A 13,499-nucleotide genomic window follows, 5' to 3' on the forward strand; every position below is an offset into this window, starting at 1 on the left:
GACCGGGATCGACCTCAGAACAGGATCGATCTCAGAACAGGATCGACGCGAAGGTCCCGACCCGCTGAAAGCCCACCCGGTCGTAGACCCGGCGGGCGGCATGGTTGAAGTCGTTGACGTACAGGCTGACCCGCGGGGCGAAGGCGGCCCGCGCCAGCGCGACCACGCTCGCGGTTCCTGCGGCGCCGAGGCCGCGCCCACGCAGCGCCGGGTCGACCCAGACGCCCTGGATCTGGCAGACGTCGCCCGCGACGGCGCCGATCTCGGCCTTGAACAGCACCCGGCCGTCGGCGATGTGGGCGAAGGAACGCCGCTGACCGACAAACTCGGCGACGCGGGCGCGGTAAAGGGCGCCGCCGTCGGCGAGCACCGGGGACACCCCGATCTCCTCGGTAAACATGGCGATGCAGGCCGGCAGGATGACGTCCAGCTCGTCCGGGCGCACCGGACGCACCGCCGGATCGGGGGCGACCCGCGGCGGGCGGTCGAGCACCAGCAGGGGCTGGTCGGCCCGTACCTCTCGGGCCCGCCCCCAGGTCGGCTCCAGATGCTTCCACATCGCCGTCACCGAGGAGGAGACGCCGACGATGGACGAGCAGCGCCGTCCCTGCCGGCGGGCCCGCTCGGCGAACAGTCTCGCCGAGGTGGGGCCCGCCGCCACGGGCCAGAGGTTGGCGCCGGAATAACACAGGGCGACCAAGCGGCCGTCCACGCTGTGCCCCCACATCTCGGCGCCGAGACGCCACGGGTCGAGCCCCGCCGCCTCGACCCGAGATGCGACGAACATATCGGCGACCGGGTTGCGGGCCAAGAGCTCGCGGACGGCCGGAAGATCCCTGTCGTCAAGCAGACGGGTCGGCGCGGACCGCAGAGGTAGGCCCATCCGGTCGAACCGGTTAACCTACGGAAACCGAGGGTTCGCCGGACGGGGTGCCGTCCGCCGCCATCTCCTCGGCCAGCCGCATGGCTTCCTCAATGAGGGTTTCCACGATCTGCGCCTCCGGAACGGTCTTCACGACCTCACCTCGGACGAAGATCTGACCCTTGCCGTTCCCGGATGCGACGCCGAGATCGGCCTCCCTGGCCTCGCCCGGCCCGTTCACGACGCAGCCCATGACGGCGACGCGCAACGGGACCTCCATGCCCTCGAGACCGGCGCTGACCTGATTGGCAAGGGTGTAGACATCGACCTGAGCCCGACCGCAGGAAGGGCAGGATACGATTTCGAGCTTACGCTGCCGAAGTCCCAGGGACTCCAGGATCGCGGTGCCGACCTTCACCTCCTCGACCGGCGGTGCCGACAGCGACACTCTGATCGTGTCACCGATTCCCTCGGCGAGCAGGGCCCCGAAGGCGACCGCGGACTTGACCGTGCCCTGGAAGGACGGTCCGGCCTCGGTGACACCGAGGTGCAGCGGGTAGTCGCAGGCCTGGGCGAGCAGCCGGTACGCCTGGATCATGACGACCGGGTCGTGGTGCTTCACCGAGATCTTGATGTCGCGGAAGTCGTGCTCCTCGAACAGCGAGCATTCCCACAAGGCCGACTCCGTCAGCGCCTCCGGCGTGGCCTTGCCGTACTTCGCCAACAGCCGCTTGTCGAGCGAACCCGCGTTGACCCCGATCCGGATCGGAACGCCGGCGGCCTTCGCCGCGCGAGCAATCTCTCCGACCTTGTCGTCAAAAGCCTTGATGTTGCCGGGGTTGACCCGGACCGCGGCGCAGCCCGCGTCGATCGCGGCGAAGACGTACTTGGGCTGGAAGTGGATATCGGCAATCACTGGGATCGGGGACTTGCGGGCGATCGCGGCGAGGGCGTCGGCGTCGTCCTGGCTTGGCACCGCGACCCGGACGATCTGGCATCCCGACGCTGTCAGCTGTGCGATCTGCTGCAGCGTGGCGTTGACGTCCGACGTCAACGTGGTGCACATCGACTGAACAGAGACCGGAGCGTCACCCCCGACCAGGACGTTGCCCACGTGGATCTGCCGGCTGTGCCGCCGCGTGCCGAGCGGACGGGCCGGAGCGGTTGGCATGCCCAGAGTTACGGTCACGTTGTCCTCACTGGCGAATCGGAGACGAAGATCGACGTGCGACTGACTCGGCCTGTCGGCTGCAGGAGGCAGGGCAGAATGGCACACCGTCGCGCATATTCATACGAAATTACCGATTCAGACGAATAGGATTGACTATGTCGGCGGACAGGACAAGCAGACTGAACCCGAGCAGTACGACGACCGTGGCGTACGTGGCTGGTAACAGTTTGGCGAAATCCACCTTCTGCACCGGACCGCGATAACCCCGGAGCCTGCGTAGACCATGCCGGGCCTGCTCGAAGCCCAGCACGGCAATATGACCGCCGTCCAACGGAAGTAGGGGCAACAGGTTAAAAATTCCGACCGCGAGATTGATCGCGGCGACCAGAATGAGAAGGTTCCGCACCCGGTCCACAGCCGAACTGCCCTCGGCCGAGACCACGTCACCGCCGATACGCGCCGCTCCCACCACGCTGATGAAACCCTGGGGGTCGCGGTTGTCGCTGAAGATATTACCGATATCACCGATCCGGCGGGTCAGCGTCTCGTACATACCGGTGAACCCGGACCCGATGACATCGAAGGTGCGGGGCACCGCTTCGATCGGGTTGTAGTGCACTGTCTCGGTTCCCGGTTTGACGCCCAAGGCGCCGACCCGGTCGTCGCCCGCCTGCCCGGTCTCCCGATCACGCCGGACCTCCACCAGGTTCGGCGTGAGAGTGAGGGTGCGGCCGTCCCGTTCGACGACCATCACCGCAGGCCCCGCTCCGTGCGCACGCACCTGCCGGGTGAACTGCGTCCAGGTCGTGACCGGAACTCCCCCGAAGCTGACGATCCGGTCACCCGGCCGCAGACCGGCCGCCGCGGCCGGCCCCGGTCCGGAACAAGTCGCGGTCGTGGCGACGCAACTCGTCGCGCCGACCCTCGACTCGCTGATCGTGGTCGTGCCCAGGACAACGAGCACTCCGTAGACCAGCACGATGGCGATGACGAAATGCACGAAGGAACCGGCCGACATGACCACGAGCCGGGCCCGCGCCCGCGCATTGTGGAAGGCGCGGGGTTCATCGGCCGGATCGATCTCCTCGAGCGGAGTCATCCCCTCGATCTTGACGAAACCGCCGGCCGGAATGGCCTTGACACCGTACTCGGTCTCCCCCCGCCGCCGGGACCAGATGGTCGGCCCGAAACCGACGAAGAACTTGGAAGCCTTCATGCCGTAGTGCCGGGCCGTCACGAAATGCCCGGCCTCGTGCGCGACGACCGACACCAGCAGGGCCAGTGCGAACGCCGCAATGCCGAGAAGCTCCATCAGACCGCCCCCTCGGCGCCGGGGGGGCGGCTCATACCGTGTCCCGTTCGGTCTCGCGCCGGATCAGCCGCCCGGCAGCCGCCCGCGCGGCTCGTTCGGTGGCGAACACCTCCTCCACGGTGGGATGATCGATCACTTCGTGCTCGGCGATGACCTCGGCCACCAGGTCGACGATACGGATGAAGGGCAGCCGCCCGGCGAGGAAGGCCGCCACCGCCTCCTCGTTCGCGGCGTTGAAGACCGCGGGGGCGGTGCCGCCGCGCCGCCCGGCCGTGCGCGCGAGCTCCACCGCCGGGAACGCCACCTCGTCCAGCGGTTCGAAGGTAAGCGCCTGCGCCCGCGACCAGTCCATCGGCGGCTGTGCCTGCGCCACCCGGTCCGGCCAGCCGAGCGCCAGCGCGATGGGCAGTCGCATGTCCGGCGGGGAGACCTGAGCGATCGTCGAGCCGTCGGTGAACTCGACCATCGAGTGCACCAACGACTGGGGGTGCACGACGACCTCGATGTCGTCGTAGGGAACCCCGAAGAACAGGTGCGCCTCGATCAGCTCGAGCCCCTTGTTCATCAGGGTCGCCGAGTTGATCGTCACCAGGGGTCCCATGTCCCAGGTGGGATGGGCCAACGCCTGCTCCGGGGTAACGGCGGCAAGATCGTCGCGGCGGCGCCCGCGGAAGGGACCTCCGCTGGCGGTCAACACCAGTTTGCGTACCTCGTCCCGCCGCCCGCCACGCAGGCACTGCGCCAGTGCGGAGTGCTCGGAATCCACCGGCACCAGGCGGTCGGGGTCGCCACCGAGCGCGTCGAGCACCAACGGCCCCCCGGCGACCAACGATTCCTTGTTCGCCAACGCCACAGTCCGGCCGGCGGCCAGCGCCGCGAGCGTCGGGGCCAACCCGACCGAGCCGGTGATGCCGTTGAGGACGATGTCGCATGGCCACGCCGCGATCTCGCTCGCGGCGTCGGGACCGGCGAGAATCTTTGGCACGGGGAACTCACCCCGACGGTAACCCCGCCGCGACGCCTCGGCGAAGAAGGCCAGCTGGAGGTCCTGAGCGGCCGAGGCCGCCGCCACTCCCACGGCCTGGACGCCGAGGTCCAGTGCCTGAGCGGCGAGCAGGTCCACCCGGGACCCGCCGCCCATCAACGCCACCACCCGGAACCGCTGCGGGTTGCGGCGTACGACATCTGTTGCCTGGGTTCCGATCGAACCGGTGGACCCGAGCAGGACAACCTCACGCAGGATCGAAGCCTCCACCACGTCACCTATTCTCTCAGGCCCACCGACCGCTCGACACCGCCCTGTTCGGTTCATGACAGGTGCCACCCGAAGATGCGCAATGGGTCCAGTGACAACTACGTTTCGTCAGGTCTGGTGGGCAGGACTTTGCGGTTGCCGCCCACCCCGATCGGCCACCCCGATCGGGGTGGCACGTCGGCCCGGTCGGTCACGTCGACGACGGCTGCGACGTCTACTCATCCCCGGCCGGGTGAGGAAGAAGGTGTGGCGCCGGCTGCCGGCTGCCCGGACGGTTCGGCACGGGGGGTGGCATCCGGGGCGGCGGGCGACGCCGGCGTGGTGGCAGGTCCGGAGGATGCGGCGGGTCCGGAGGATCCAGTCGACGGTGCCGCGGGAGTCGGACTGGTGGCGACGCCCGGGCCGGCGGGACCGGCGGAGACGGCGGGACCGGGCAGGCCACTTGTCGCGGGCGTAGGCGTGTAACCGAAATAGGTCAACGCCACAATGGTGGCACTCAGGCTGACGGAGGTCGGACCCAGCGCCGGGCGTGCCTGCGCCCCCGGCCAGGTGTGCCCCGCGCCCTGCATGGCTAACAGTCCGACATCGTGGCCGGCTGGGCAGCCGCTCCACACGGTGCGCTGCCAGGCGGCCGTGTCCCGGGAGGTCTGGCGGGCTCCGCCGCAGCCCAGAGCGGAGGCGTACCGGGTGAGCCGGTCTTCCACGGGCTGCGCGACGACCCCGGTGAAGGGGGCCGGTCGCGGAGCACCTCCGCCGGCATACGGTGCGATCTGGTCCGAGGTCCCATGGATCTCCAGGACGTTGGTGGCGGGCTTGGCGCAGGAGCCGGGCAGCACGCTCGACCCGACGGTCACCGCCGCCGCAAGACGGCCCGGCAGCGCGCAGGCCAGCGTGAGCACCATGTTCGCGCCGTCCCCGTAGCCCACGGCGAAGACGCGTCCCGCGTCCAGGCACATCTGACCAACGAGGTCGTTGAGCAGCGCGCCGACGAAGAGTACGTCGTCGGGTCCCACCGCCTTCGATCTGGTGAAGTTCCACCGCCCCTGCGTCCCGATCGGGGCGGCGACCACGAAGCCCGCCTTCGTCCCCTGATCGGCGAGCCGCGTGTACGCTTCCAGATCTTCCGGCGTCTGATTCAGATCATGGAAATTGAAGATCAGTGGTAGTGGCCTGGCCCGTGGACCCGCGGTCGGTACGGCGAGGACGTAGCCGCGCTCGGTTCCTCCCACCCGCAGCGCGCGGGTACCGATCCCGGACGGCAGGGTCTTCCCGGTGACGCAGCCGCTCTCGGGGGGCGGTGGGACCGTGGGCAACGGTATGGCCGACGCCACGGCGGCACGACCGCCGGATGCCCCGAGAGCGGCCTGGGTCGCCGAGGTCTTCGCCGGCCCCGGCTCCTGGGACATCGCGTACCACAGGAGCAGCAGCAACACTCCGGCGGCGGCCGTGATCGGCAGCCATACGGTGTTCGTCGCCCGGATACCCGGCCGGGAGGCCCCCCGGCGTCGACTCGTCGGACTACCGAAGGACACGGTCACCGTCAGGCGTCGTGCTCCCCACGGCACCGAACTCGACGAGACGGTCGGATCCGAGCTGCTCCGGCCGGTCCGTCCGCTCCGGCTTCCCGGCCGGCTCGGCCGCGAGCTGTCCGCAGGCTGCCGCGATCTCCCGGCCCCGGGTGTCGCGCACCGTCGTCACGATGCCGCGGTCCCGGAGCCTGCGGACGAACGCGCGCTGGCCGGCCGGGGCGCTGGCGCGCCACGAGGATCCACCGGTCGGATTCAACGGAATGAGGTTCACATGCGCGAGCCGGCCGACGAGCAGGTCCGCGAGGGCGTCGGCGCGTCCCACGTCATCGTTGACCCCGTCGATCAGCGCGTACTCGACGCTTACCCGTCTGCCGGTCACCTCGGCGTACTCCCAGGCGGCCGCGAGCACCTCGACCACCGGCCAACGGGTGTTGATGGGGACGAGTTCGTTCCGCAGAACGTCGTCCGGGGCGTGCAGGGACACCGCCAGAGTCACCGGCAGGCCCTCTCCGGCGAGACGACGAATCGCCGGAACGAGGCCGACAGTGCTGACCGTCAGGCCGCGAGCCGACAGGCCCAGGCCCTCGGGGGGGTGAGCGGTGAGGCGGCGTAGCGCGGCGATCACCGCGGCATAGTTCGCCAGCGGCTCGCCCATCCCCATGAAGACCACGTTCGACAACCTGGTCTCGCCGCCCGCGAGCTCACGGCGCTGGAGAACCCGGGCGGCGTGCACGACCTGTTCGACGATCTCCGCGGTCGACAGGTTTCGGGCCAGCCCCCCCTGACCGGTGGCACAGAACGGGCAGCCCATGCCGCAGCCCGCCTGGCTCGACACACAGACCGTCGCGCGATCCGGATATCTCATGATCACAGACTCGAGAGAAGCGCCGTCCACGGTCCGCCATGCCGTCTTGCGGGTCAGACCGTCGTCGCAGCTCAGCGTCCGCACCGGGACGAGCAGCCTCGGCAGCAGGGCGTCGAGGAGCGGCTGGCGGTCCCGCTCCGGCAGGTCGGTCATCGCCTCGGGCTCATCGGCGGCGATCAACCGCGCATAGTAGTGCCGGGCCACTTGATCGGCGCGGAAGGCCGGCTGCCCCAGCGACACCGCGACGTCACGCCGTTCCTGCCGGGTCAGGTCGGCGAGGTGACGCGGCGCTCGGCCCGCTCGCCGGGTGAGCGTCAGCCGCACGGGCCGGCCCGCCTCGGCGGTCGGGGGCTGGTCCGGACGTCCGGATTCGGCGGTCGTGGCAGTCATCGCGGATCCAGTCTGCCAGGTGACCGCGACCGAGACGAATGCACGGATCTGTCCGAAGGGGCCTACGAGAGGCGAGACCGGTCGACTGGACCCGGTTCCGATCAGTTCAGGAAGGAAGTGATCAGAAGCCAGGCGACCGGGGCGGTGCACAACAACGAGTCCAGACGGTCCATCAGGCCACCATGGCCGGGCAGCAGGCTGCTCATATCCTTGATGCCGATGTCGCGCTTGAGCAGAGACTCACCCAGGTCGCCGATCGTCGCGGTACACGCGACCGCCAGCCCCAGCAGAACGCCCTGCCAGGCCTCGGCCTCCAGCGGCCAGGCCAGCACGATCCCGGCGACGATCACACAGGTCACCGCCGAACCGGCGAATCCCTCCCACGACTTCCCCGGGGAGACGGTGGGGGCCATCTTGTGCCGACCGCCGGAGAGGACACCAGCCGTGTAACCACCGACGTCGCTGGCCACCACCGTTCCCAGAAAGGCGACGACTCGCCAGCGACCATCGGAGGGTTCGGTGAGCAGCGCGGCGAAGCCGGCCGGAAAGCCGATGTAGCCGGCCACGAACGCGGCGCCGGCGACGTCGCGGAGCAGACCCGTGGATGGCCCGAAAGCACGGACCAGCGCCGCCACGCCGATGGTGCCGGCGAGAGTCAGCAGCAGGCCGGTGGTCCCGTCGGCGTACGCGACGACCGGCATGGCCGCCGCCCCGGCAACCAGGGGAAGCAGGGGAACCCGTACCTGCGTCAGTCGGATCGCGCGGACCACCTCGTGGGTGCCCAGGGCCATCGCGGCACTGATCACCCCGACAAAAATCACCCGCAGAGTGAACAGCGGAACGAGGATGACGGCACCGAGAAGGACGCCGACACCGATGGCGGCCGGCAGATTGCGGCCGGCACGTGAGGGCCGGGACACCGTCCCGGCGGGCCGGCCGTGATTACCGGACCCAGGCGAGGATCCCGGCGGCGCGGATGACCCGGACGGCCCGGACTCAGCCACCGCGCGGCCGTCGACAGTTGTCATGGCTGCCCGGCCGTGGGCAGCGACCGCCGCATCGCGTATGCGTCATGCGCGGATCCGGGGACCGTCCAGGCGGTTCCGAGACCATGAGAACCGAACATCGGAGCGAGCGGCCGGTATCGAGAACGGACGCGGGAATGATCAAACCGAGAGAAGATCCGATTCCTTGAGCCGAAGAAGTTCATCCACCTGTCCGACGTATCGGTGAGTTGCCTCGTCGAGATCCTTCTCACCCCGCCGGCCCTCGTCCTCGCCGGCATCGCCGTCCCGCACGATCCGATCGATCGTGTCCTTGGCGTGACGTCGGACGTTGCGGATACTCACCCGGGCTTCCTCGGCCTTGGTCCGAGCCACCTTGACAAGATCGCGACGCCGTTGCTCGGACAGCTCCGGAAAAACACACCGGATGATGGTGCCGTCATTGCTCGGGTTGACCCCGAGATCGGAAGCACGCACGGCCTTCTCGATCGCTCCCAGGGACGATTTGTCGTAAGGCGTGATGATCACCATACGTGGCTCCGGGATGTGGAACGACGCGAGCTGCTGCACCGGTGTCGGAGCACCGTAGTAGTCCACCAGGATCTTGGAGAAGACCGCGGGAGTGATACGCCCCGTGCGGATGTTCGCGAAGTCCTCCCTGGCGACCGAGACCGCCTTCTCCATCTTCTCCTCGGCCTCGAGAAGCGTGTCGTCGATCACCGCATTTCCTTCCGTCTGTTCCTGGTCCGCCGGCGTCCACCGGGCGCCGGTCCTGTCATCACCGCGGTTCGGCCGAGCGCAGCCGAGTTCGTCGTCCCAGGGGCGAAGCCGTCCCGCCCGGTCCCGGATTCGCCTGACCGATGATCGCACAGCCGCCGCCTGCAGTGTGCCCTACCACGACGTCCCGCCGACCTGGGCCGACACCGCACCCACCGAGAAGCCTCGGAGCCGGCGGCCGCCGGCCACCCGATCAGGGAGCCGGCGGTCCGACGACGCTCAGGCCTGGCGGATGTTGAACCGGGAGAACCGACCGACCTCGATCTTCTCACCCAGTGACGCGCCGGCCTGGTCGAGCAGAGCTCGGATGGTCACCTTGCCGTCCTTCACCCATGGCTGGTCAAGCAGCACGCTGCTCTTCACATACCCGTTGACGCGCCCTTCAACGATCTTCGCGATCGCCTGCTCGGGCTTGCCCTCCTCGCGGGCCGCGGCCTCGTAGATCTTTCGCTCCGCCTCGAGGACCTCGTTCGGGATCTGCTCGGCGGTGACGTACAGCGGGTCCGCCGCGGCGATGTGCTGCGCGAGATCGCGGGCGAGTTGCTTGAAGTCCTCGGTCTTGGCCACGAAGTCCGTCTCGCAGCGAAGCTCGACGAGCACGCCGAGGGTGGGCGGGAGCTGCGGGTCGGTCCGGTGCAGATAGGACTCGACCAGACCGTTGGCGGCGCTGCGTGCCGCACGCTTGGCGACCTGCGCCTTGCCCTTCTCCCGCAGCCAGGACTTCGCCTTCTCGAAGTCCCCGGCGTTGTCGACCAACGCCTTCTTGACGTCGCTCATCCCAGCGCCGGTGAGCTCCCGGAGCTTCCGGATGTCAGCGACTGAAATCTCTACCATGGTGCTCTTCTCGTCGGTGTGGGTCTGGATGCTGTCGTAGTTCTGTCGGCCCCGGCCCCGCGGTGCCCTCCGGGCGCCGCGGGAGCGCCCGCCCGAGCGGCCCTGGCTGCGCGCCCGATCCGGTGCACGGGTCCGACCACCGGAACCAGGCCTGACATTCGGGAGCGGTGGTCCCCGACCCGACTCGGGGAACCACCGTCATCCTCACACAATGTCACCGCTGGTCGATCGCCACCACCGCAGGCGAATGAGACGCGGTAGCGGGTCAGACCGCGGTGCCGACCGCGGCGTCCGGCCGTGTCCCGTCCGCGGGCTCCGCCGTCGCCGGCTCCACCGCACCCGGGGCCTCGGCTGGTGCCTCACCACGCAGCAGGGCCTGCTCCCACTCGGCGAGCGGCTCCTCACCCGCGGACTGCTCGGGCTTGGCATCGGCAGAGCTCGAGGCGCCCGCGCGGGCCATCAGACCGTCCGCGACCGCATCGGCGACTACCCGGGTGAGCAGGGCAGCGCTGCGGATCGCGTCGTCGTTACCGGGGATCGGGTAGTCGACCTCGTCCGGGTCGCAGTTCGTGTCGAGAATCGCCACGACGGGAATGCCGAGCTTGCGGGCCTCACCGACGGCGATGTGCTCCTTCTTGGTATCGACGACCCACACCGCGCTCGGCACCCGGCTCATGTCGCGGATACCGCCGAGAGTGCGCTCCAGCTTGACCTTCTCCCGGGTCAGCACGAGCTGCTCCTTCTTCGTGCGCACCTCGGTACCGCCGGTCACCTCGATCTCCTCGAGCTCCTTGAGCCGCTGAAGACGCTTGTAGACCGTGGAGAAGTTGGTCAACATACCACCGAGCCACCGCTCCTTGACGTACGGCATTCCGACCCGGGCCGCGTGCTCCTCGATTGCCTCCTGGGCCTGCTTCTTCGTCCCGATGAACAGGACCGTCCCACCGTGCGCCACGGTCTCCTTGACGAAGTCGTAGGCGCGGTCGATGTAGGACAGTGTTTGCTGCAGGTCGATGATGTAAATGCCGTTACGTTCGGTGAAGATGTACCGCTTCATCTTCGGATTCCAGCGCTTGGTCTGGTGCCCGAAGTGCACACCGCTCTCCAGCAGCTGCTTCATGGTGACGACGGCCATCAGACGTCGCTCCTTCCCGCCCGGCCTGGGCCGGAACGCCTCGGTTGTGACGGCGCCATCTGACGACGGCAGCCCCTGACGCCCGGTTGGTCGTGGCCGCCGCTGTGCGGCGGACCGAGGAGACCCTTCCGATGATCCGATCCGGATCATCGGAAGTGGGCGTGCGAACTGGGCCCGGTGGACGGGCCCTGCGATCGATGATACCCGCCGGGCACGAGGATCCATCGGACTACCACAGCGGATCGGATCAACGGACCGGCCGGCGATGTCCACAGAGCGCGGGCATCGACAGCACGCGGCGGGAGTTATCCACAGATCACACGGCCGGTCTACCCAACGGCGTCAAAACGCCGCACCGTGGACGAGGCCGGTCCGCTCCCCTCTTCGGACCGGCACAGCGGCGGCCGGACGAGCGGACCTGGACCGGATCCGGCCGCCGCGCCTCCCCCGGACCCGGAGGTGTCACCGTCATGCCCCCTTTGCCACGCTTCGACCCGCTCTGGCTCGTCATCCCGGCGGTCGCCATCCTGATCGCCCTGGGACGGCCCGTCACGATGCCGATCAAGCCGCACGCCGACGGGCCACGCCTCGTCCTGGCGACACGTGATCCGCAACGGAGCACCACCGCCTTGTCCGACTCCTTGTCCGAGCCCGGGGGGTCTGCCCCGTCCGGTGCGACCGACTCCGCCGGTGGGCTCGGCCCCGGTGACGGGTTCGGTACCGAGCCCCGCCACGACGTCATCGAGCAGGCTCTGGGGATCAGCCAGGTTCGGGCTGTGGTGAGGACCGCGGGCCCACCTCCTCTCAGGCTCACCCCCGGCACGTCGGCGAAACCCTCGACGACACCTGATCCGTCCACGGCGCGGTCGACGCCGGCGGCACACCCGGCCCCCTCGCCCCCGGCCCCCTCGCCGAAAGCGACCTCGTCACCTCGACGACCGGAGACTCCCGCCGTCCGGCCGCTCTCCGCCCCACGATCCCCCCGGCCCGGCGGCCCGCCGGGCCGGGGAACGAACGCGGCCGGCCGTGACCCCGCCGGCCGCTGGCCCGCTGGGCGGCGGAGAAGGGGACGAGCAGCCGGACCCGCCAGCCGGCGACGTCGGACCGGAGAACTCCGCGGCACCGCCGGCCCACGGCGGCGGGGTCCGGGCTCTGCGATGGCCGTTGTCGGGGGCCGTCACGGTGAGCCGCGGTTTCGAACGCCCGCCTTCGCCCTACGGACCCGGTCATCGCGGAGTCGACCTCAAGACCTCTCCGGCAGCCCCGGTTCTCGCCGCAGCCGACGGGGTGGTGAGTTTCGCCGGGTCCGTAGCGAACCGCGGCATCGTCACCGTCACGCATGGCGACCTCCGCACGACCTACGAACCACTGACGCCGGCGATCAGCCCCGGAACCGCGGTCCGAGCCGGAGACCTGCTCGGCTGGATGAGCGATGGCCATCCAGGCTGTCCGGTGGCCGCATGCCTGCACTGGGGGCTTCTGCGCGGGACGGACTACCTCGATCCCCTGCTGTTCTTCCGCAGAACTCCGCCCCGCCTCCTGCCCCTCCTCCCAGCAGATCGCTCCCCTGGGTCCCCGGCCTTGTCTCAGGCTCGGGGGTGAGCCTGCTCGAAGGCCGCGCGCAACCGTTCCGGTGTCACATGGGTGTAGATCTGCGTGGTCGCGAGACTCGCATGGCCGAGAAATTCCTGGACGGAGCGCAGATCGGCCCCGCCTTCCAGCATGTGCGTCGCCGCCGAATGCCGCAGACCATGCGGAGTCAGGCCGGCCGGAGCGACACCGGCCGCCACCCTCGTCGTCAGAATCCGCCGTACCGTGCGCGGATCGAGGCGACCTCCGCGCAGGCCGAGGAGCAGCGCACGCCCGCTACGGGCGGTCATCAGCCGCGGCCGTCCCGTTGATCTCCAGGACCGTAGGGCGGCCACCGCCGGCACGCCGAACGGCACGCTGCGTTCCTTGCCGCCCTTACCGAGGACCCGCAGCAACCTTCGGTCGTCATCAATGTGCCCCAGGTCAAGACCGCACAGCTCGGACACCCGGATTCCGCTGCCATACAGAAGCTCGAGAACGAGTGCGTCCCGCAGCTCCACCGCCCGCCGTACGACCCGCTCGGAGTCTGCCGTCGAGTCCGGCAGCCCAGACGGCTGCGACGTGCCCGGGGGCGACACATCAGGCGAAGGGTTCTCAAGGAGCTGACGCGCGGCCGCGGCGGTGAGCACCTCAGGCACCCTTCTGACCGTACGGTTACCCACGAGCCGTGCGGCGACGTCGGTGTCGAGGAAGCCACGGCGCGCCGCATAGGAAGAGAAGACCCGGGCCATCGAGGCGCGCCGGGCCAGGCTTGCCGGCGCCGCCCCGGCGGCGC

Annotated in this window: 12 protein-coding genes; 1 reads left to right on the forward strand and 11 read right to left on the reverse strand. The window is 69.5% G+C overall.

The window, feature by feature from the left end; all coding sequences use genetic code 11:
• Nucleotides 1-31: 31 nt before the first annotated feature.
• The 10 genes from AC08OX_RS04365 to rpsB form a co-directional block, all read right to left on the reverse strand.
• Complete coding sequence (locus AC08OX_RS04365; RefSeq protein WP_476606630.1) at nucleotides 32-883, reverse strand: GNAT family N-acetyltransferase; 852 nt, start codon at nucleotides 881-883, stop codon at nucleotides 32-34.
• Nucleotides 884-896: 13 nt separating this feature from the next.
• The gene (gene ispG / locus AC08OX_RS04370) at nucleotides 897-2,051 is read right to left on the reverse strand and encodes a flavodoxin-dependent (E)-4-hydroxy-3-methylbut-2-enyl-diphosphate synthase (protein ID WP_011437949.1); all 1,155 of its coding nucleotides are present in this window, start codon (nucleotides 2,049-2,051) and stop codon (nucleotides 897-899) included.
• Between the two features lie 109 nt (nucleotides 2,052-2,160).
• Nucleotides 2,161-3,345 (reverse strand): M50 family metallopeptidase, encoded by a 1,185-nt coding sequence (locus tag AC08OX_RS04375; RefSeq protein ID WP_476606631.1) that lies wholly within the window; start codon nucleotides 3,343-3,345, stop codon nucleotides 2,161-2,163.
• Nucleotides 3,346-3,376: 31 nt separating this feature from the next.
• Nucleotides 3,377-4,657: a 1-deoxy-D-xylulose-5-phosphate reductoisomerase gene (dxr, locus tag AC08OX_RS04380; protein WP_476606632.1), complete on the reverse strand. Its 1,281-nt coding sequence runs from the start codon at nucleotides 4,655-4,657 to the stop codon at nucleotides 3,377-3,379.
• Nucleotides 4,658-4,818: 161 nt separating this feature from the next.
• Nucleotides 4,819-6,138, reverse strand: coding sequence for a CE1 family esterase (locus AC08OX_RS04385; protein WP_476606633.1), 1,320 nt, complete (start codon nucleotides 6,136-6,138; stop codon nucleotides 4,819-4,821).
• Nucleotides 6,119-7,384, reverse strand: coding sequence for a dual-specificity RNA methyltransferase RlmN (rlmN, locus tag AC08OX_RS04390; RefSeq protein WP_476606634.1), 1,266 nt, complete (start codon nucleotides 7,382-7,384; stop codon nucleotides 6,119-6,121). The genes AC08OX_RS04385 and rlmN overlap by 20 nt, the downstream gene beginning before the upstream one ends.
• A gap of 101 nt (nucleotides 7,385-7,485) precedes the next feature.
• Nucleotides 7,486-8,304: a phosphatidate cytidylyltransferase gene (locus tag AC08OX_RS04395; protein WP_476606635.1), complete on the reverse strand. Its 819-nt coding sequence runs from the start codon at nucleotides 8,302-8,304 to the stop codon at nucleotides 7,486-7,488.
• Nucleotides 8,305-8,550: 246 nt separating this feature from the next.
• The gene (gene frr, locus AC08OX_RS04400; protein ID WP_476606636.1) at nucleotides 8,551-9,108 is read right to left on the reverse strand and encodes a ribosome recycling factor; all 558 of its coding nucleotides are present in this window, start codon (nucleotides 9,106-9,108) and stop codon (nucleotides 8,551-8,553) included.
• A 276-nt stretch (nucleotides 9,109-9,384) separates the two neighbouring features.
• The gene (locus AC08OX_RS04405) at nucleotides 9,385-9,999 is read right to left on the reverse strand and encodes a translation elongation factor Ts (protein WP_476606637.1); all 615 of its coding nucleotides are present in this window, start codon (nucleotides 9,997-9,999) and stop codon (nucleotides 9,385-9,387) included.
• Nucleotides 10,000-10,264: 265 nt separating this feature from the next.
• Entirely contained in the window at nucleotides 10,265-11,134 is an 870-nt protein-coding gene (gene rpsB, locus AC08OX_RS04410) for a 30S ribosomal protein S2 (protein ID WP_011437957.1), read from the reverse strand.
• 1,026 nt (nucleotides 11,135-12,160) lie between these two features.
• Here rpsB and AC08OX_RS04415 point away from each other — a divergent pair.
• Nucleotides 12,161-12,736 carry a murein hydrolase activator EnvC family protein gene (locus tag AC08OX_RS04415; protein ID WP_476606638.1) on the forward strand — a complete coding sequence of 192 codons (576 nt, stop codon included), beginning with the start codon at nucleotides 12,161-12,163 and terminating at the stop codon, nucleotides 12,734-12,736.
• Here AC08OX_RS04415 and AC08OX_RS04420 read toward each other — a convergent pair.
• A partial coding sequence (locus AC08OX_RS04420; RefSeq protein ID WP_476606639.1) for a tyrosine-type recombinase/integrase occupies nucleotides 12,721-13,499 on the reverse strand: 779 nt, incomplete at its 5' end. The two genes, AC08OX_RS04415 and AC08OX_RS04420, sit on opposite strands and share 16 nt — an antisense overlap.

Source organism: Frankia sp. CoBUL1 (assembly GCF_978021245.1).